Source organism: Streptomyces sp. NPDC096339 (genome assembly GCF_044762985.1).
Classification (GTDB): Bacteria; Actinomycetota; Actinomycetes; order Streptomycetales; family Streptomycetaceae; genus Streptomyces.
Genome location: NZ_JBIWFI010000002.1, coordinates 258,745 through 276,288, shown reverse-complemented (window position 1 = coordinate 276,288; position 17,544 = coordinate 258,745). Strand labels below are relative to the sequence as shown.

Genomic DNA, 17,544 nt, shown 5'->3' with positions numbered 1-17,544 from the left:
ACCGGCCCCCTCGGGATCCTTCTCGTCAACTCGTCGGCTGCAAAGCCTCCTTGGGTGCGGCGGACGGCACAAGAGCCCGTTCGGCTAGAAAACCGAAGGCGAGGCCGAAAGTCGTCCACAGCGCGGTCTGGATGGCCAGCGACGCGAGGCGGAACTCCCAGATCAGCGCGGCCGGGAAGTCCGCCGGGACCTCGTTGATGCCGGGCAGGCCGGCGTACGAGATTCCGACGAGCAGGACGAAGCCCAGGCCGGCGACGACCGAGGCGTTCCAGTTGCCGAGCTTCGGCGCGAGCCGCCGGCCGAGGATCAGCATGCCCGCCGCGAGCAGGGCGCTCAGGGCGATCATCATCAGGTACAGGGCGGTTCGCCGCGCGGCCGTGTCGGGGTCGCCGACGGCCGGCGGGTTGGCCGGGTACTTGAAGAACGGGACCAGGGTGACGGTCACGAACAGACCGGCGGTGACCAGTGCCGCCGTGGCCCGCGGGCCGAAGCGGCCGATGCGGCCCAGGGCGAAGCAGAAGACGAGCGCGGCGATGCCGCCGAGCGCGACCCCGTAGAGGATCACGCCGGTGCCGAGGCCCGCCGTCGCCTGGAGGGCCCGGCTGACCGGGGCATCCTCGGCGCCGTGGTCGTGGCCGGCCGCGAGGTGGCCGGCCTCCTCGATGGCGATGGCCGCGTCGACCTTGGACTCACCGATGAGGTAGGCGACGAGGAAGGCGGCCAGGCCCGCGAGGGCACCGGCCAGCATGCCCCGGACCAGCAGGATGCGGGGGGAGACGGAATTCATTTGTGGCGATTCCCTTGCTGAGGCGTCAGATCAGGCAGGGGAGATCAGTGGCAGGGGAACCCGAGCAGGTGGCGGCCGTCGTGCAGCCACTCGTGGACGTTCTCGCCCTGGAAGACGGCGGTGGCGCCCTGCTCGATGCCGACGAAGTACAGCAGGACCAGCGTGAGGACGGCGACGAAGGCCGCCCAGGGGGCGAGCGCGGAGAGCGAAATCGGGGCGACGGCGGGAGCCGTCGTGGGCACGGCGGTGTTGGCCATGTCAGGAACCTCCAGAGGGAACACGCGTCCCGGTCAGTGGTGCTCGCGACGACGGGGGCGGGTCTGACTTACCTCCCCTGCGGGAGGATTCACAGTGGCGCGACCGTGCCGGATTCTCACCGATACTTCCGTCGTACCGTCGTCATGTAGTTATGTCGTCCGGAACCGTACCGCGCTTACGCTCGCCTTATGAACCCCCCATTGGTACGAGTTCATCTCGTGAGACTCCCGCTGGACACCGCTGCCCGCCAGGGACGCTTCCCAAACGCGGGAAGCGCGATGCCCGAGGGGCACCAGGGAAACCAGGGGCCGCTGGGGCCACGGGGATTGCGGGGGCTGGACGCGGGCGAGTGGGCGGGCCGGACCTTGGACGAGGTGGCCGCCGAGGACCCGGCGGGCGTGCACGCCTGGCTGACGGATCCCGGATACGCGCCGCCCGGCGGGGAGTCGGTGGACGCGCTGATCGCGCGCGTCGGGGCGGAGCTGGCCGCCCTGGCCCCGGGCACGCACCGGTTCACGGTGGAACAGGCCGTCGTACGGGCGGCCGTGGTGCACGCCCTGGAGCTGCCGGCGGCGGCGTTCTGGCGGCTCGACGTACGTCCGGAGTCGGTGACCACCCTCACGGGCCGCGCCGGCCGCTGGAACCTGCTCGTCGGGGAGCAGCAGAACGGCCCGGACCCCGCGACGCGGTCCGGGCCGAACTGAGGAACCTGGGTACCAGGGGTGTTACGCGGTGATCCAGTCGGACGTGGCGATCACGGGCTGGACGCCGTCGCGGTGGATGGTGCCCTCGATCAGGCCGTACGGGCGGTCCGCCGCGAAGTAGACCTCGTTGTCGTTCTTGAGGCCGAAGGGCTCCAGGTCGACGAGGAAGTGGTGCTTGTTGGGGAGGTTGAGGCGGACCTCGTTGACCTTGGGGCAGTTGTCGAGCACGCGCTCGGCCATCTGGTTCAGGGTCTGCTGCAGCGAGTAGGAGTAGGTCTCCGCGAAGGCTTCCAGCATGTTGCGGCGGACCTTCTTGTACGACTGGTCCCAGTCGTACTCGGTGTCGTCGGCGGCGAGCGCCGAGTGCGCCCAGCGCGCGGTGACCTTGGTCGCCAGGATGCGGTCGTACGCTTCCTTCAGCGTCGTGTACTTGTCCTTGATGTAGCCGTGGAACTCGGAGTTGGTCGAGTTCATCACCGTCAGGTCCTTCAGACCCGAGATGACCTGCAGGCCGGTGGTCTCGCTGTAGGTGATCTGCGCGGTGCGCACTTCCTGGCCCTTGCGGACGAAGGAGTGCTGCTCCTTGCGGGTCGGGACCGGGATGCGGTCCCAGGCGAACTCCTCGATGCGGATCTGCGCCTCGCGGATCGGGGACTGGGAGGAGACGAAGTGCTTCGCGAGCAGGATGCCGAAGGCCTCCGGCGACTCGATGCCGTGCTCCTTGCCGAAGGCGTACACCGTGTTCTTGGTGGTGTCGGTCGGCAGGCAGTTGGCGTTGTCGCCGGTCAGGTGGACGTCGCGGAACTCACCGCGCAGCGCCACCGACACGTTGAGGTCGCGGATCTCGGCCCAGGAACCGTCGCTGCCCTTGCGGGTGACCTTGACGATGCGGTTCTCGGCCTTGCCGTACTGGTTCTGGCCCAGGACGTGCTTGCTCATGGCTGTCTTCCTTCGGGTACACGGAGTCCGGCTGACTGGATCCCGTACGCCCGGCGTCCAGCGGTAGGCCCGCTCCCCGCCGTTCGGTCCGGAGGACCGCCCCGGGACTGACGTGCATCCCGGTCCGTAGGTGCTCTGTGTCGGATTTCAGCACGTTCACGCGTTGTTCGTAATGGCGCGGAACGTCCAAGACAGGCACCCACGGATTGGGCGACCGTACATCTGCGCAGGTCAGGCCATGTGCGCATCGGCGACGGAGAGAGCCTCGTCGAGGATTTCCAGCCCCTTCGCGACGTCCTCGGCCGAAATGTTGCAGGGCGGGGCGACATGGATGCGGTTGCCCGCGATCAGCGGCCAGAGCCCGCCCTTCTTGCAGGCGGCCCCGAAGGCGACCATCGGCGCGTTGTCCGCTCCCGCGGCGTTGTACGGGACGAGCGGCTCGCGCGTGGCCGGATCCCGTACGAGTTCCAGCGCCCAGAAGGTGCCGAGCCCGCGGACCTCGCCGACCGAGGGGTGCCGCTCGGCGAGCGCGCGCAGGCCCGGGCCGAGCAGCTCGGCGCCCGTGCGGGCGGACTGCTCGACGATGCCCTCCTCGGCCATGACGTTGATGGTGGCGACGGCGGCCGCGCAGGCCAGCACGTGCCCCGAGTACGTCAGACCGCCCGGGTAGGGGCGGGTGGCGAAGGTGGCGGCGACGGCGGGCGAGATGGCGACGCCGCCGAGGGGCACGTAGCCGCTGTTGACGCCCTTGGCGAAGCAGAGCAGGTCGGGGACGACGCCCCAGTGGTCGGCGGCGAACCACTCGCCGGTGCGGCCGAAGCCGACCATGACCTCGTCGAGGACGAGCAGGATGCCGTAGCGGTCGCAGAGGGCGCGCACGCCGGGCAGGTAGCCGTCGGGGTGGACGAGCACTCCGGGGGCGCCGGCGACGGTCTCCAGGACGATCGCGGCGATGGACTGCGGCCCCTCGAAGACGATGGTGTCCTCGAGGTGGCGCAGGGCGCGCTCGCACTCCTCGGCCTCGTTCGCCGCGTAGAAGGGCGAGCGGTAGGCGAAGGGGCCCCAGAAGTGCACGACGCCCGCGGTGGCGGTGTCGTTGCCGAAGCGGCGGGCATCACCGGTCAGGTTGATCGCGGTGGAGGTGGCGCCGTGGTACGAGCGGTACGCGGACATCACCTTGGGCCGGCCGGTGTGCAGCCGGGCCATGCGGACGGCGTTCTCGACGGCCTCGGCGCCGCCGTTGGTGAAGAAGATCTGGTCGAGATCGCCCGGGGTGCGCTCGGCGATGAGCCGGGCCGCCTCGGAGCGCACGTCGACGGCGAAGCCGGGCGCGACGGTGCACAGCCTGGCCGCCTGCTCCTGGATGGCCGCGGTGACCTTGGGGTGCTGGTAGCCGATGTTGGTGTAGACGAGGGCGCTGGAGAAGTCGAGGTAGCGGTTCCCGTCGTAGTCCCAGAAGTAGGAACCCTCGGCCCCGGCCACGGCGAGCGGGTCGATGAGGTCCTGCGCCGACCAGGAATGGAAGACGTGCTTCCGGTCGGCGTCCTTGACTGCGTCTCGTGCTGCTGAGAGGGCGTCGGCTTCTGCGTTCATGAAACGAGGGTAGTCGTCCAGGATGTGGACACGAGGCCGTGTCCACACCGCGGGACGGCCCGGGGCCCCGCCGCCCTCCGGACGATCGGGCCGTCAGACGATGTGGCGGCCGCCGTCCACGGTGAGGACGTCTCCCGTGGTGTACGCGGCGTTGACGAGGTAGAGGGCGGCCTCCGCCACGTCCTCGGGGGTGCCGACGCGGTGCAGCGGGGTGTTCTCGGTGATCCAGTCGCGCGAGCTCTCCCAGACCTGCTCGGCGTCCTCGTACCAGGGGGTGTCGATGAGGCCGGGGGCCACCGCGTTGACGCGGACGGCGGGGCCGAGCTGCGAGGCGAGCAGGCGCGTCATGTGGTTGAGCGCGGCCTTGCTGACGGCGTACGGAACGGAGCTGCCCAGCGCGCGGGTGGCGGAGACGGAGGAGATGTTGACGATCGAGGCCGACTCGGACTTCCGCAGGTGCGGGACGGCCGCGGTGATCATCTGCCAGGCGCCGATGACGTTGACGTCGAAGATCTCGCGCCAGGCGTCGGCGTCGGCCGCCTCCAGGTCGTCGAGCGGGATGAACCGGGTGACGCCCGCGTTGTTGACCAGGATGTCCAGCCGGCCGTGGGCGTCGGCGGCGCTCTGCACGATCCGCTGCGCGTCCGCCGCGTCGGCCACGTCGCCCTGTACGTAGAGCGCCCCGGGCAGCTCTGCGGCCAGTGCCCGTCCGGCGCTCTCGCTGCGGGCGGAGTTCACGACGACGCGGATGCCCTCGGAGCTCAGTCGGCGGGCGATGGCGGCACCGATCCCGGACGAGGAGCCGGTGATGAGCGCGACACGGCTCTCGGTCATGGTCTGCCTCCTGGGTCCTTGATCGTGACGGGCGGAGGCGATCGTAACTTGTCACATCGCGGAATTTCCTTTCCGCGATGTGAAAGTTCAGTGGTTGTCGGGGGGCGTCAGTGATCCGAGTAGCGGAAGTCCCCCACGGTCCAGCCGCCGACGTCCGCGATGGCGATCCGGTACATCCCGCCGGTCTCGGGGATGCCCAGGGTGCCCTGGAGGATGCGCGCCACGTGGAAGTGGAGATGGGAGGGCGGTGACCCGGTGCGGTCGGATTCGCCGGGGGCGCTGAAGATCTCGGAGAACGGGCCCAGCTGATCGGAATCCCGCAGGACTTCCGCGACGCGCTGGCGCCAGACGCGTTCGGGGGCGAGCCGGCCGGTGATGACGGCGCCGTGGACCACGACGGTCAGGGACATCTGATTGGTTTGCTCCGACTCGACCATGGCGGCGAGATCGATGAGCAGCTCATCAGGAATCGACATGCCCAGGCACTCTAGCGGCATTCGTGGCGGCGGGCAGTGCGAACGGGCCGGGGCCCGCACCGAAAAGTGCGGCCCCGGCCCGTGCGCGTGTCCGCGTGTCCGTGTCCGCTTGTCAGGCGGGAACGATGTTCTCGGCCTGCGGGCCCTTCTGGCCCTGCGTGACGTCGAAGGTGACCTTCTGGCCTTCCTGAAGCTCGCGGAAACCGGACGCGGCGATGTTCGAGTAGTGGGCGAACACGTCGGCGCCGCCGCCTTCCTGCTCGATGAAGCCGAAGCCCTTTTCCGAGTTGAACCACTTCACGGTGCCAGATGCCATATGAATTCTCCTTCGTGGAATAAAGGGAAAGTATTTTCGGCCGCGATTGCGGATGTCGGAACACTAGCACGGGCGGAGTCTCGGACGCGGAAATCGAGGGCCGGGAAATTCCGGACCGGCGATAATTAAAATCCGTGTGTGAAATTCCTATGAGATGTGGCGCACGGTGTTGCGCATGACGTGACGTGACGCGTGACGTGACGCGTGACGTGGCGTGCTATGTGACGCAGGTCACGGGGAATGTTCGCCGCCCCGGCCCCCTCTTCCTTCCCGAGACACCGTCAAGGAGGAGCAGATGAGGCCCACTTCGCCGATCGGAAAGCGGACCGGTACGTATCCGCGGCTGTGCGGGGCCGCGGCGGCCGTGCTGTTGCTCGCCGCGGGCACGGCGCCCGCCTCCGCCGCCCCCGCGCCGCGGCCCTCCGTGCGCGAGGCCTACGTCTCCCTGCGCGGCGCCGACGCCCCCGGCCCCGCCGCCGAGGACCGCATCCAAATGCTGAAGGCGGGCTCTCCCCGGGCCCGGCAGGTCCTGGTCCTGGAGCCGGGGCAGTTCGCGGCCGCCGGCAGCCTCGCCCCCGTGGTCCGGGAGCTGGCCGCCCGCCTGCCCGACACCGAGGTGTGGGCCGTGGACCGGCGCGAGCAGAACCTCGCCGACCTCGACGGTTTCCGGCTCCCGCCGGACCGCGCCGCCGAGCACTACCTCGGCGGGCACTACCGCTCGCGGAGCCCGCAGAGCGCCCCGTACGTCGGCCGGTGGGGCCTCGCGGTCGAACTGGCCGACCTGCGCCGGGTCGTGCTGGCGGCCCGGGACGGCGGCCGCCGGCAGGTGGTGCTCGGCGGCCACTCCTGGGGCGGGACCATCGCCCTCGCCTACGCCGGCTGGGACTTCGACGGCCGCCCCGGCCACCGCGACCTGTCCGGCCTCCTCCTGATCGACGCCGGGGTGCACGACGCGTTCGCCGGGGAGGGCATCACGTACCGGCTGACCGCGGAGCAGGCCGACGCCCGGCGCGCCCGGATCGAAGGGGGCGAAGTCTTCGACGAGGCACTGAACATGGGCCGCACCGAGACCTACGCGATCCTCATGCAGCTCGCGGGCGCGTACGCGACGGCCGCCCCGGACCGGCCCTCGGCGCTCGCCGCGCACCTGCCGTCCTGGCTGCGCCCGCCCGCCGGGACCGAGGTGACCAACGCGGGCCTGGTCGAGTGGCTGTACGCCACCCACCCGATGGTGCCGGACATCAGCGTCAACCCGGAGTTCACCCCGCCCGCCGACCTGGCCCGCGCCCTGGCCGGTCCCGAACCCGCCCTCTACCAGTGGTACTGGCCCGCCAGGCTCACCCTCGACCTGGAGGCCGCCGACGCCTTCGACGACACCGACGTCGCCCGCCGGCTGGGCCTGCGGCTGACGCACACGCGGGAGATCGACGTACCCCTGTACTCCTTCCAGACCGGCCTGACGCACGGCACGGTCAACGCGTCCGCGCGGTGGCTGGCGGGACGGTCGCGGATCACCTCGGCGACGTACGCCGAGAATGCGGCCATGACGCACCTGGACCCGCTGTTCGCGTCCCCGGGCCGCAACACCTTCGTGGACACGGCCGTCCCCTTCCTGGCGGGACTCGGCCGCCGGTGACCGGGACCGCCACGACCCCCACGACCACCGGCCCCGCGCGGGACGCCGACGAGGTCGCCGCGCTCGTACGGGCCGCCCAGCGCGGCGACCGGATGGCCGCCTCGGAGCTGCTGGACCTGCTGACCCCGTACATCGGCCGGCTCTGCGGCCCGATCGCCCTCCAGGACGGCCCGGACGCCACCCAGGAGGCACTCATCGTGATCTTCCGCAGCCTGGGTCGACTGCGGGAGCCCGCCGCGCTGTTCGGCTGGGCGCGGGTGATCGCCGTACGGGAGGCCGTACGCATCGCCCGCAAGGCGGCGCGCAGCGTCCCCGACCCGCTCGACGACGTCCCCGCGCGGGACGATCCGCAACTCGCCGCCGACGTGCACGACGTACTGGAGCGGCTCTCGCCGGCGCACCGGGCCGTACTGGTCCTGCGCGATCTCGAAGGGCTGGACGAGCGCTCCGTCAGTGCGCTCCTCGGCGTGCCCGAACCCACCGTGCGGACCCGGCTGTTCCGGGCCCGCCGCAACTTCCGGAAGGCGTGGGAACGTTGATGGACTCCTGGCCGGTCGCCGAACTCGACCCCGTCCGCAGGCTCCGCGTGCTCGCCCGCACCACCCCCGGAACGGGCCACGCGGAGCACCTGATCGACGCGCCCTTCGACCGGGTCTGGGCACTCGCCTCCGACCTGGAGCGGCAGATGCCGATGCTGATCACCGACATCCGATCCTTCACCGTGACCGCGGCCGACGGCGAGCACCTCGAAGCCCGGGCCCGCAGCCCGCTCGGCATGCGGGCGCGCTTCGACGTGGTCCTGCGGCCGGGCTGGTGCCTCATGCAGAGCCGTTTCGTGATCGGCGGGATGGCCGCCGTACCGGAGGGGGAGGGGACCCGGTTCGGCTTCTTCGGCGGCCTGCGGCTGCCCGGCATCGGCCTCGTCGACGGGGCGCTGCGGCCGCTGCTCGCCCCGATGGGCGCACGCGCCCTGAAACGCTTCACGGACCAGCTCCGGGAGGCCCCCGCTACGCGTTGACGCGGACCAGCGCGAGGGTGATGTTGTCGGGGCCCCCGGCCTCGATGGCCGCCTTCCACAGCTCGAAGGCGGCCTTGCCGTCGTCGTGGACCCGCAGCAGTCCGTCGATCTCCTCGTCGGGCAGCGGGTCGGTCAGCCCGTCGCTGCACAGCAGGTAGCGGTCGTCCCCGGTCAGCGGGAAGGCCGCCAAGTGGGGGGTGACGGAGCTGTAGCCGCGGCTGCCGCCGAGGGTCTGGGTGACGAGGGACGTGGTGCGCCGTCCCGGCTCCGGCGGGGGGCTGTCGTCCACGCTGACCTGGCGCAGCCCGCCCTTGTCCGCGTGGTAGACCCGGCTGTCGCCGACGTTGAAGACCAGCAGCGACTCCCCGAGGACGAGCGCGCCCGCCACGGTGGTGCCCATGGCGGTCAGTTCCGGCCGGCCGTCGGCGGCCGAGTACACCATGCCGTTGCACAGCTTCAGCGCGTCGTCGACGCTCTCCTCGCCCTCCAGGGAGGGGCCGAGCGAGGCGAGCTGGCGTACGACGAGGGCACTGGCCACCTCGCCGGCCGGCTGCCCGCCGAGCCCGTCCGCGACGGCGACGACCAACGGACGGCCGAGTGGGAACAGGAAGGTCTGGGGGCTCTCGGTCACGGTCCCGCACAGCGTCCACGGCCCGACGACCAGGCTGTCCTCGTTGTGATCGCGCACCAGCCCGGTGTGGCTCAGGGCGGTCACGGCTACGTACGGCACCACGACGTCCCGCCTCTCCTCGGTGGAAGCGTTCCCCGCTACCCATTGTCCGCTCGGCATGCGCCGGACGGCCCGCCAGAGCACTCTGGTCGTGGAGCTGCCGACCCCAGACGGGCAGCCCGGTCAGGAAGGACTGCCGGAGATGTTCGCGAGGCTCAGCACCTACCAGGGATCACCGCTTCCGGCGGAGGGGGATCTGGCGGCGAATTCGCAGGCGATCGTCGAGCAGATCCGGGACGCCCCCGGCTTCCGGGGCGCGTACTACCTCGTCGACCGGGCCTCTGGGAAGGCCAAGTCGCTCACCCTGTGGGACGACGAGGAGACCATGATGGCGAGCGAGGACCGTGCCACGCGCCTGCGCGCGGAATCCGCCCACCGCGAGGGCCAGCGGATCATCACGGTCGAACGCTACGAGGTGGGCTTCAGCTACCTGCAGTCCTGAGGGAGTCGAGCCAGCTCAGCAGGCGGGCCCCCTCGCGGGTCATGACCTCCGGGTCGCGCAGGGCGTTGGCCATGAGCGACATGCCCTGGTAGCCGGAGACGAGGGTGAGGGCGAGGCCGTCCGGGTCGGCCAGGCCCGCGGCGTGGAACTGGACGCCGGCCCAGTCCAACAGCCGGCGGATCACCGCGCCGGCCTCGGCGTCCAGGGTGCCTTCGGCGCGCTTGTCGAGTTCGGCGGCGAGGGTCCCGGTGGGGCAGCCGTGGCGGGCGGCGGTGTCGCGCCGCTCGATCCAGCCCTCGACCAGGCCCTTCAGCCGGTCGAGGGGGTCGGGCAACTCGTCCAGGCGCACGGTGAGTTCGTCCAGGTGGCGGCTGTGCTCGGAGAGCGCGGCCCGTACGAGGTCGTCCTTGGTCTTGAAGTAGTAGTAGAGGTTCCCGACGGGTACGTCGGCCACGCGCGCGATGTCGGCGAGGGTGGTGCGCTCGACGCCCTGCTCGTGGAGGACCCGCGCCGCGGCGGCCGTGAGGCGCCGCCGTTTGTCGGCCGCCCGCGCCCGAGGCGCCTTTGAGTCAGTCACCCAACCAACTATAGACAGCCCCCGGGGTGGTGGTGCTACGGTCACCCCATCAGTAAGTCAGTCAACTGACTAACTAGCACGGGGAGACCGAAATGATCGTGGTGACGGGTGCGACCGGCAACATCGGGCGGACGCTGGTACAGGTGCTGACGGAGGCGGGCGAGGAGGTCACGGCCGTCTCGCGGCGCCCGCACTCCGAGCCGCCCGCGCCCGGGGCCCGCCGCGCCGTGGCCGACCCGGGGAACGCCGCGGGCATGCGGCCGGTCCTCGAAGGCGCCGACGCCCTCTTCGTCCTGCTGGGCGGCGAACTGAACGGCCACGGCGAAAGCCCCGACGCCCTCGTGGACGTCGCACGGGACGCGGGGGTCAAGCGGATCGTCCTGCTCTCCTCGCAGATCAACTCCACCCGCCCCGAGGCGCCTTCGCACGCCCGGCTGCGAGCCTTCGAAACCGCCGTGCGGGGCTCCGGACTGGACTTCACGGTCCTGCGCCCGGGCGGTTTCGCCTCCAACGCCTTCGCCTGGGCCGAGTCGGTCCGTACCCGACGCACGGTCTTCGCCCCCTTCGCCGACGTGGCGCTGCCGGTCGTGGACCCGGCGGACATCGCCGAGGTCGCCGCGGCCGCGCTGCGCGAGGACGGCCACGCGGGCCGTACGTACGAGCTGACGGGCCCCGAGGCGATCAGCCCGCGCCGGCAGGCCGCGGTGATCGCCGAAGCGCTGGGCGAGGAGGTGGCCTTCGTGGAGCTGTCCCGCGAGGACGCCCACGCCCACATGGCGCAGTTCATGGCACCGGAGGTGATCGGCGGCACCCTCGACGTCCTCGGCGTCCCGCTGCCGGCGGAGGTCGAGATCGGCCCCGACGTGCGGAGGGTCCTCCACCGGCCGGCCCGGCCGTTCGCCGACTGGGTCGCACGCAACCTGCCGGCGTTCCGCTAGCTCGTCTCCAAGCCGTCTCCAGGACGTTCTTCCGGGCCCGGCCGGCTTCCCCGGGGACGCCCCCGCGGGTGCCCCGGGGAAGCCGGCCCGGTCCCTATGCCGTCGCCACCGCCCGCAGGGGCGACAGGGCGGCGGCCCGGCGGGCGGGGACGATCGCCGCCGCCGCGCCGACCGCGAGGGAGGCCAGGCAGACCAGCAGCAGGGTCCCCCACGGCACGACGAGCTCGTACCGCTCCATCGCGCCCGCCGCCAGGGAGCCCACCGCCCAGGCCCCGGACACCCCGGCCGCCAGCCCCAGCAGGGTGCCGAAGGCCGCCACGGTCAGGGCCTCCAGCCGGATCATCCGGCGGATCCCGGCGCGGTCCATGCCGATGGCGCGCAGCACCCCGATCTCCCGGGTGCGCTCGGCCACGGACATGGCCAGGGTGTTCACGATGCCGAGGGCGCTGATCGCGGTGCCGATGGCGAGCAGCCCGTACATCAGGGTCAGCAGGTCGCCGAGGCCGCCGGCCGCCTCGTGGACCAGGGCCTCCCGGTCCTGCACCTTCAGCAGCGGGTTGTTCCCCACGGCCGCGCGCAGCGCGAGCTCGGTGCTGTCGGAGACGCCGCCGGGGCCGGTGCGTACGAGGACCCGCTGGACGGAGCCGGCCAGGAAGCCGTTCTCCTGCACCTCGGCGCGGGCGCCCAGCGCGTCGCGGGCCACCGGGTTGTCCCGGTAGACCCCGACGACGGTGTACTGCCGGAACTCCTGCGCACGGCCCATGCGCGCGTTGACGTGCCCGCCCGCGCTCAGCCCGTGCTCCTTGGCGAGGGTGCTGGAGACCGCGATCCGGCCGGGTCCGAGGTCCTTCGCGGAGCCGCTGGTGAAGTCGAGCTCCAGGACGGCGTCCAGGCCGGCCGGGTCGACCCCGGAGATCTCCCGGACGCCGCCGCCGACGAACAGGGTGGAGTCCGCGACGGCCACCGCGGTCCGCACGCCGGCGGTCTCTCCGACCCGGCGCACGGCGGCCGGGTCGATGCCGGTCGTGGGACTGCCGGCGGCGATCACGTAGTCGGCGCCGAGGCCGTCGGCGGCCTGCCGGTCCAGGGCCCGGCCCGTGGAGTTCCCGATGACGGCGAGCCCCGCCACCAGCGCCGTACTGATCATCAGGGTGGCGGCGGTGGCCGCGGTGCGCCGAGGGTCGCGCAGCGCGTTCTCCCGCGCGAGGTGCCCGACGACGCCGAAGCGGCCGGTCAGCCGGCCCGTCAGCCTGATCACCGGCCCGGCGAGCAGCGGCGCCGGCACGATCAGGGCGGCGACCAGGACACCGCAGGCGACCATCGCGTCCTGGAGGTTCTCCACCGAGGCGTCCTTCGCGCCGGTGACCGACACCAGCAGCCCGGCGCCGAGCACGAGCAGCACCAGCCCCACGGCGCCGCGCAGCCGGGACCGGGCGGCGGAGGGCGGCTGCTCGGCGCCGCGCATCGCCTCGACGGGGGCGACCCTCGCGGCCCGGCGGGACGGCAGCCACGCGGCGAGCACCGTGACGCCCACCCCGACGGCGAGAGCGGCCGCGACCGGGCGCGCGCCGATCACCAGCGGCCCGTCGGGCAGCGTCTGCTGAGCGGTGCTCAGCAGCCGGGGCAGGACGGAGGCGATGCCGAGGCCGAGCGGGAAGCCGGCCACCGAGGAGACGAGACCGGTCAGGGCCGCTTCGAGCAGGACCGAGCGGGCCACCTGGCGGCGCGAGGCGCCGATCGCCCGCAGCATCGCGATCTCGCGGGTGCGCCGGGTCACGAGCATCGTGAAGGTGTTGACGATGAGGAAGGAGCCGATGAAGAGCGAGACCCCGGCGAAGACCAGCGGCAGCTTGGCGTAGCCGCGGGTCAGGGTGTCGACGAGTACGGTCTGCTGCGCGGCCAGGGCGTCGGCGGTGGTGGCCTCGGCCCGGTCCGCCGGGAGCACGGCGGTGACCCGGGCGGCCAGTTCGGACTGGCCGGTGCCGGCCGCGGCGGTCAGGTCGATGCCGGTGTAGAGGCCCGGGGCGGCGAACAGCTCCTGCGCGGTGGCCTTGTCGAAGAGGGCGAGGGTGCCGCCCGCGTTCACCCGGGGGTCGTCGGTACGGACGATGCCGACGAGCCGCTTCCTCATCACCGGGCCGTCGGTGGCCAGGCTGACGGTGTCCCCGACGCGGAACTTCCCGGCGGCCGCGGTGCCGCTGTCCACCGCGAGCTCGTCCCCGTCGGCCGGGGCGCGGCCCTCGACGAGCGGGTGGCGGCCGTCCGTACCGTCCTTGCCCGGCACGTAGGCGGCCGCCAGGTTGGCCCAGGTCTTCCCGGCCCGCAGCGGGCTCCCGTCGGCGGCGGCCAGGGTGGCGGAGCCGTCGACGGAGGGGCGGACGGCGGCGACGCCCGGCACCGCGGCCAGTTTCCGCGCGAGGGCGTCGTCGAGCCCCGTCGTACGTTGATCATCGGCCGATCCGGCCGGGGAGTACTTCGGGGTCACGGTGACCGAGGTGTCCGCGAACCCCTTGGAAGCGGCGGCGCGGTGGGCGGCGGCGGAGGAGTCCGCGAAGACGAGGGTGCCGGAGACGAAGGCGACACCGAGACAGACCGCGAGGACGGTCATGGCCAGACGGGCCTTGTGCGCGAGGACGTTGCGCAGGGCTGTTCGCAGCATGGGGGACTTCCGGTAGTGCGGGCGGTAGCGGTGGTGTCGGCGGGCGGGTGTCAGCCCGTGTCAGCCCGTGTGGCCCTGGGCCTCGAAGCGGAGCATCCGGTCGAGCACGGCGCCGGAGGTCGGCCCGTACAGTTCGTCGACCACCCGGCCGTCGGCAAGGAACACCACCCGGTCCGCGTGGGCGGCGGCCACCGGATCATGGGTGACCATCACCACCGTCTGCCCCAACTCCCTTACGGAGTCGCGCAGGAAGCCGAGGATCTCGGCGCCGGAGCGCGAGTCGAGGTTCCCGGTGGGCTCGTCGGCGAAGACGATGTCGGGCCGGGAGACGAGCGCGCGGGCCACCGCGACCCGCTGCTGCTGACCGCCGGACAGCTCGGCCGGACGGTGCTCCAGCCGCCCCGCCAGTCCGACGGTGGCGACGACCACCTCCAGCCACTTCGCGTCCGGCCGGCGCCCGGCGATCCGCAGCGGAAGCGTGATGTTCTCCAGCGCGGTGAGGGTGGGCAGCAGGTTGAAGCCCTGGAACACGAAGCCCACCTTGTCCCGCCGCAGGTTGGTGAGCTGTCGTTCCGTCAGGGAGGACAGCTCGGTGCCGCCGATGCGCGCCGAACCGGAGGTGGCCGTGTCCAGCCCGGCCAGGCAGTGCATCAGCGTGGACTTCCCGGACCCGGAGGGGCCCATGACCGCGGTGAACCGGCCCCGGGGGAAGTCGACCGAGACCCCGTCCAGGGCGGTGACCCGGGCGTCCCCCTTCCCGTACACCTTCGTCAGGCCGGCCGCCCGGGCGGCCGGTTCGGGGAGGGACGCGGTGGGCTGTGGGTGCTGCGCGAGCTGTGACATGACATCCATCGTCACGGCACTCACCTGCGGAAACATCGTGCTGGGGGCTGGAGTTGGGCTCTGCCGGAGGGGATGGTCCGGGGGGCCCGGCTCTGCCCTTCGGCAGAGAGCGGCGGACGCGTCCCTCCCCCCGGGCAGAGGCCCGGCGTTCCCGGGGCTCCGCCCCGGACCCCGCGCCTCGAACTCCCCCGGCCACCGCTGGGAGGTGCCCCCTGGCGGGGCCGGATTTTGCCGCTGCGCGGCGGCGCCGGCCCGCCGCGGTGTTCACGCGCACCGGGCACCCGGCGCCCGAACGGGTCCGGGCGGAGCCTGGGGCAGGGAGTGCGCACGCCGCCCGCGTCAGGCGTCGGCCCGCCGTCGCGTCAGCGCGCCAGGCCCGTGCGGTGGGCGAGGAGGGCCGCCTGTACCCGGCTCGCCGAGCCCGTCTTCTCCAGGATGGCCCGGACGTGCGTCTTCACCGTGCCGATCCCGATGCCGAGCCGCTCGGCGATGTCCTGGTTGGACAGGCCCCCGCCGAGCATCGTGAGGACCTCCCGCTCCCGGGCCGTGAGCCGGGCGATCCGCTCGTCCGCGAGAGCGGAGGCCTCGGCTTCGGGGTCGCCGCCCCGCAGCATCCGGGTGATCAGCGCCCCGGTGACGCCGGGGGAGAGCACGGCGTCGCCGGCGGCCGCCGCCCGTACGGCACTGATCAGCTCCTGCGGGCCCTCGTCCTTCAGCAGGAAGCCCACCGCGCCTTCCCGCAGGGCGCGTACGACGTTGTCCTCGTCGCCGAAGGTCGTCAGCATCACCACGCGCGGCGCGGGATCGAGCGCGAGCAGCGGTGCGATGGCGCTCAGGCCGTCGCACACCGGCATCCGGATGTCGACCAGCGCCACGTCGGGGTGGTGGGCGGCGGCCAGGTCGACGGCCTCCCGCCCGTTGGCGGCCTCGGCGACGACGTCGATGTCCTCGGCGTGCCGGAGGATCAGGCGGACACCGTGCCGGATCATCGTCTCGTCGTCGGCGAGCAGGACGCGGATGGGGCGGGCGGGCTCGGTCACGGGGTCTCCCAGGGCATGGCGTCCCGGACCGACGGGACGTCGAAACGGTCGATGGCGATCAGGCGCTGCGAGGCGTCGAAGCAGTAGCGGGCGACGGTGAGGGTGCCGGGGCGGGTCTCGGTGGCGCCGTTGAACGGATACACGCAGCCGACCGCGGCGGCAGGGCGCGGCGGCTCGTGGCCGGTGGCCGCGGCCCGTACCGCCTTGTTGTCGCTCACACCCGCCGCGCCCACCTCCTGGTAGGTGTCGCCCACGCGGGGCAGTGGGGGCGGTCCGTGGTGGCGGCCGTCCGGGTGGGCCGCGTACACGAAGGCGATCCCGAGGACCATCAGCACGCACAGCGTCACCAGTCCGCAGACGAGCGTCAGCACCTCGGCCGTCCGCCGCTCGGGCGCACCTGCCGGGGGGTACGCGTCGGCGGGCCGGTCGCCCCCGCCCGCCGCCGGGCCGGTGACCCGGTCGGGGGCGTCACCGGGCTCGGCCGGTACGACCGCCGCCACCCGGAAGCCGCCCGAGGGGAGGGCGGCGGCGTCGAAGGTCCCGCCGAGCAGCTCGACCCGTTCCCGCAGGCCGGTGAGGCCGCGGCCGGTGCCGAGTTCGGCGGGGGGCGCCGCCGGGCTCGGCGGGGCGCCGTTGCGGACGGCGACCCGTACGGTCTCCTCGTCGTGCGCGACGGTCACGGTGACGTGCGCCGAGGGCGCGTACCGGTGCACGTTGGTCAGGGCCTCCCGGACGACCCGGTGCACGGCCCGGCGGACCGGGGCGGGGCGGGCGTCGAGGTCGGGCCCCGTCCAGTCGAGCTCCACGGCGATGCCCCCGTCGCCGGACTCCGCGACCAGGGTCTCGATGTCGGCGCGGGTGCCGGTGGCGTCGGTGAGCGCGTCGGAGCCGGTGTCCCGGCCGAGCGGGCCCAGTACGCCGAGGGCCTGGCGCAGCTCGCGCATCGCGTCCCGGGTGGTGCGCCGTACGAGGACGGCCTCCTCGCGCAGCCCGGGCTCGGCGCGGGCCAGGGAGAGCTCCAGGCCGCCCGCGTAGAGGGAGATGAGGCTGAGGCGGTGGCCGACCAGGTCGTGCATCTCGGCGGCGATCCGGGACCGTTCGTGGATGCGGGCCTCGCTGTCGGCGAGCAGGCGGGCGCGTTCCGCCGCGTCCCCGCGCTCGCGCAGGGCCCGCAGCAGGCGCCGCTGCTGCCCCCGGACCGTGCCGACCAGGCCGGGCACGACCACGGCCGTCGCCGCGAGGACGAGGCCCAGCGCGAGCCCGTACGGCATGGAACCCGGCCCGAGCCGGGGCCCGGCCGCCGCCGCGACCACCACGACGAGCACCCCGGCCGCCGCGAGCAGCCGCGTCCGCTCCCGCGCCCTGTCCGACTCACGGGCCACGGTGTAGGCGGTCGCCGCCGTCACCGGCCCGAGCACGGGCACCAGACCGGTGAGCCCGGCGAGGACCGGCAGCACGGCGTCCGGGAAGCGGCGGCGCAGCGGGAAGAGGGCGGTTCCGGCGGCGAGCCCCAGGAACTGGAACAGGGGCCGCGGAAGGAACCCCAGGTACCCGAGCACGACGTACACACCCAGCCCCGCACCGGCCACGGCCGCGGTCTCCGCCACGACGTGCACGAGGCCGGGGGGACGTCGGAAACGGCTGGTACGGACCACGCTGACCAGTATCTACGTCCGCATGCGCGAGGACATGGACCCCGAGACGGATCCGCACCCCGCCGGCCTCTGCCCAAAGGCAGAGCCCGTCACCCCCTG

The 17,544-nt window shown here is 72.9% G+C and carries 19 protein-coding genes; 6 read left to right on the top strand and 13 right to left on the bottom strand.

From position 1 onward, the window contains the following. Positions 1-25: 25 nt before the first annotated feature. Together ACIQ5Y_RS04590 and ACIQ5Y_RS04585 are read right to left on the bottom strand one after the other, a co-directional pair. On the bottom strand, positions 26-787 hold the full coding sequence (locus ACIQ5Y_RS04590; protein WP_403874914.1) for a CbtA family protein: 762 nt from the start codon (positions 785-787) through the stop codon (positions 26-28). Between the two features lie 44 nt (positions 788-831). Then, entirely contained in the window at positions 832-1,044 is a 213-nt protein-coding gene (locus tag ACIQ5Y_RS04585; RefSeq protein WP_403874912.1) for a CbtB-domain containing protein, read from the bottom strand. Positions 1,045-1,323: 279 nt separating this feature from the next. Between ACIQ5Y_RS04585 and ACIQ5Y_RS04580 the strand changes: the two genes are divergently transcribed. Then, complete coding sequence (locus tag ACIQ5Y_RS04580) at positions 1,324-1,749, top strand: histidine phosphatase family protein (RefSeq protein ID WP_403874910.1); 426 nt, start codon at positions 1,324-1,326, stop codon at positions 1,747-1,749. Between the two features lie 21 nt (positions 1,750-1,770). On the opposite strand, the gene pucL is transcribed toward ACIQ5Y_RS04580, so the two are convergent. From pucL to ACIQ5Y_RS04555, 5 genes are all read right to left on the bottom strand, one after another. Continuing rightward, on the bottom strand, positions 1,771-2,688 hold the full coding sequence (gene pucL / locus ACIQ5Y_RS04575; protein WP_403874908.1) for a factor-independent urate hydroxylase: 918 nt from the start codon (positions 2,686-2,688) through the stop codon (positions 1,771-1,773). 231 nt (positions 2,689-2,919) lie between these two features. Next, a complete protein-coding gene (locus ACIQ5Y_RS04570) occupies positions 2,920-4,281 on the bottom strand; it encodes an aspartate aminotransferase family protein (protein WP_403874906.1) in 1,362 nt (453 codons plus the stop codon). 93 nt (positions 4,282-4,374) lie between these two features. Further along, complete coding sequence (locus tag ACIQ5Y_RS04565; RefSeq protein ID WP_403874904.1) at positions 4,375-5,115, bottom strand: SDR family NAD(P)-dependent oxidoreductase; 741 nt, start codon at positions 5,113-5,115, stop codon at positions 4,375-4,377. Positions 5,116-5,222: 107 nt separating this feature from the next. After that, complete coding sequence (locus ACIQ5Y_RS04560) at positions 5,223-5,591, bottom strand: hypothetical protein (RefSeq protein ID WP_403874902.1); 369 nt, start codon at positions 5,589-5,591, stop codon at positions 5,223-5,225. Positions 5,592-5,703: 112 nt separating this feature from the next. After that, positions 5,704-5,907 carry a cold-shock protein gene (locus ACIQ5Y_RS04555; protein ID WP_376659720.1) on the bottom strand — a complete coding sequence of 68 codons (204 nt, stop codon included), beginning with the start codon at positions 5,905-5,907 and terminating at the stop codon, positions 5,704-5,706. A 295-nt stretch (positions 5,908-6,202) separates the two neighbouring features. On the opposite strand from ACIQ5Y_RS04555, the gene ACIQ5Y_RS04550 reads away from it, so the two are divergent. From ACIQ5Y_RS04550 to ACIQ5Y_RS04540, 3 genes are read left to right on the top strand one after another with little or no spacing between them, the layout of a single operon-like run. Then, positions 6,203-7,543: an alpha/beta hydrolase gene (locus tag ACIQ5Y_RS04550; RefSeq protein WP_403874900.1), complete on the top strand. Its 1,341-nt coding sequence runs from the start codon at positions 6,203-6,205 to the stop codon at positions 7,541-7,543. Next, positions 7,540-8,082 carry an RNA polymerase sigma factor gene (locus ACIQ5Y_RS04545; protein WP_403874898.1) on the top strand — a complete coding sequence of 181 codons (543 nt, stop codon included), beginning with the start codon at positions 7,540-7,542 and terminating at the stop codon, positions 8,080-8,082. Before ACIQ5Y_RS04550 ends, ACIQ5Y_RS04545 begins: the two co-directional genes overlap by 4 nt. After that, positions 8,082-8,561: a hypothetical protein gene (locus tag ACIQ5Y_RS04540; RefSeq protein ID WP_403874896.1), complete on the top strand. Its 480-nt coding sequence runs from the start codon at positions 8,082-8,084 to the stop codon at positions 8,559-8,561. Before ACIQ5Y_RS04545 ends, ACIQ5Y_RS04540 begins: the two co-directional genes overlap by 1 nt. Here ACIQ5Y_RS04540 and ACIQ5Y_RS04535 read toward each other — a convergent pair. Further along, positions 8,551-9,291: a PP2C family protein-serine/threonine phosphatase gene (locus ACIQ5Y_RS04535; protein ID WP_403875673.1), complete on the bottom strand. Its 741-nt coding sequence runs from the start codon at positions 9,289-9,291 to the stop codon at positions 8,551-8,553. The two genes, ACIQ5Y_RS04540 and ACIQ5Y_RS04535, sit on opposite strands and share 11 nt — an antisense overlap. 58 nt (positions 9,292-9,349) lie before the next feature. Between ACIQ5Y_RS04535 and ACIQ5Y_RS04530 the strand changes: the two genes are divergently transcribed. After that, positions 9,350-9,733, top strand: coding sequence for a hypothetical protein (locus ACIQ5Y_RS04530; RefSeq protein WP_403874894.1), 384 nt, complete (start codon positions 9,350-9,352; stop codon positions 9,731-9,733). Here the strand turns inward: ACIQ5Y_RS04530 and ACIQ5Y_RS04525 are convergent. Then, positions 9,714-10,310 (bottom strand): TetR/AcrR family transcriptional regulator, encoded by a 597-nt coding sequence (locus tag ACIQ5Y_RS04525; protein ID WP_403874892.1) that lies wholly within the window; start codon positions 10,308-10,310, stop codon positions 9,714-9,716. The two genes, ACIQ5Y_RS04530 and ACIQ5Y_RS04525, sit on opposite strands and share 20 nt — an antisense overlap. A gap of 92 nt (positions 10,311-10,402) precedes the next feature. On the opposite strand from ACIQ5Y_RS04525, the gene ACIQ5Y_RS04520 reads away from it, so the two are divergent. Then, entirely contained in the window at positions 10,403-11,248 is an 846-nt protein-coding gene (locus tag ACIQ5Y_RS04520) for an NAD(P)H-binding protein (RefSeq protein WP_403874890.1), read from the top strand. A 94-nt stretch (positions 11,249-11,342) separates the two neighbouring features. Here the strand turns inward: ACIQ5Y_RS04520 and ACIQ5Y_RS04515 are convergent, their stop codons facing one another. The 4 genes from ACIQ5Y_RS04515 to ACIQ5Y_RS04500 form a co-directional block, all read right to left on the bottom strand. After that, on the bottom strand, positions 11,343-13,907 hold the full coding sequence (locus tag ACIQ5Y_RS04515) for an ABC transporter permease (RefSeq protein ID WP_403874888.1): 2,565 nt from the start codon (positions 13,905-13,907) through the stop codon (positions 11,343-11,345). A 60-nt stretch (positions 13,908-13,967) separates the two neighbouring features. Next, positions 13,968-14,750, bottom strand: coding sequence for an ABC transporter ATP-binding protein (locus tag ACIQ5Y_RS04510; protein ID WP_403874886.1), 783 nt, complete (start codon positions 14,748-14,750; stop codon positions 13,968-13,970). A 362-nt stretch (positions 14,751-15,112) separates the two neighbouring features. Continuing rightward, the gene (locus ACIQ5Y_RS04505) at positions 15,113-15,790 is read right to left on the bottom strand and encodes a response regulator (protein WP_403874884.1); all 678 of its coding nucleotides are present in this window, start codon (positions 15,788-15,790) and stop codon (positions 15,113-15,115) included. Beyond that, the gene (locus ACIQ5Y_RS04500; RefSeq protein ID WP_403874883.1) at positions 15,787-17,445 is read right to left on the bottom strand and encodes a sensor histidine kinase; all 1,659 of its coding nucleotides are present in this window, start codon (positions 17,443-17,445) and stop codon (positions 15,787-15,789) included. The genes ACIQ5Y_RS04505 and ACIQ5Y_RS04500 overlap by 4 nt, the downstream gene beginning before the upstream one ends. Positions 17,446-17,544 lie beyond the last annotated feature (99 nt).

Bases quoted from the DNA above. Each gene is read 5' to 3' on its own strand.
- ACIQ5Y_RS04590 (WP_403874914.1), bottom strand. From the start codon at position 787: ATGAATTCCGTCTCCCCCCGCATCCTGCTGGTCCGGGGCATGCTGGCC.
- ACIQ5Y_RS04585 (WP_403874912.1), bottom strand. From the start codon at position 1,044: ATGGCCAACACCGCCGTGCCCACGACGGCTCCCGCCGTCGCCCCGATT.
- ACIQ5Y_RS04580 (WP_403874910.1), top strand. From the start codon at position 1,324: ATGCCCGAGGGGCACCAGGGAAACCAGGGGCCGCTGGGGCCACGGGGA.
- pucL (WP_403874908.1), bottom strand. From the start codon at position 2,688: ATGAGCAAGCACGTCCTGGGCCAGAACCAGTACGGCAAGGCCGAGAAC.
- ACIQ5Y_RS04570 (WP_403874906.1), bottom strand. From the start codon at position 4,281: ATGAACGCAGAAGCCGACGCCCTCTCAGCAGCACGAGACGCAGTCAAG.
- ACIQ5Y_RS04565 (WP_403874904.1), bottom strand. From the start codon at position 5,115: ATGACCGAGAGCCGTGTCGCGCTCATCACCGGCTCCTCGTCCGGGATC.
- ACIQ5Y_RS04560 (WP_403874902.1), bottom strand. From the start codon at position 5,591: ATGTCGATTCCTGATGAGCTGCTCATCGATCTCGCCGCCATGGTCGAG.
- ACIQ5Y_RS04555 (WP_376659720.1), bottom strand. From the start codon at position 5,907: ATGGCATCTGGCACCGTGAAGTGGTTCAACTCGGAAAAGGGCTTCGGC.
- ACIQ5Y_RS04550 (WP_403874900.1), top strand. From the start codon at position 6,203: ATGAGGCCCACTTCGCCGATCGGAAAGCGGACCGGTACGTATCCGCGG.
- ACIQ5Y_RS04540 (WP_403874896.1), top strand. From the start codon at position 8,082: ATGGACTCCTGGCCGGTCGCCGAACTCGACCCCGTCCGCAGGCTCCGC.
- ACIQ5Y_RS04530 (WP_403874894.1), top strand. From the start codon at position 9,350: ATGCGCCGGACGGCCCGCCAGAGCACTCTGGTCGTGGAGCTGCCGACC.
- ACIQ5Y_RS04520 (WP_403874890.1), top strand. From the start codon at position 10,403: ATGATCGTGGTGACGGGTGCGACCGGCAACATCGGGCGGACGCTGGTA.
- ACIQ5Y_RS04515 (WP_403874888.1), bottom strand. From the start codon at position 13,907: ATGCTGCGAACAGCCCTGCGCAACGTCCTCGCGCACAAGGCCCGTCTG.
- ACIQ5Y_RS04510 (WP_403874886.1), bottom strand. From the start codon at position 14,750: ATGTCACAGCTCGCGCAGCACCCACAGCCCACCGCGTCCCTCCCCGAA.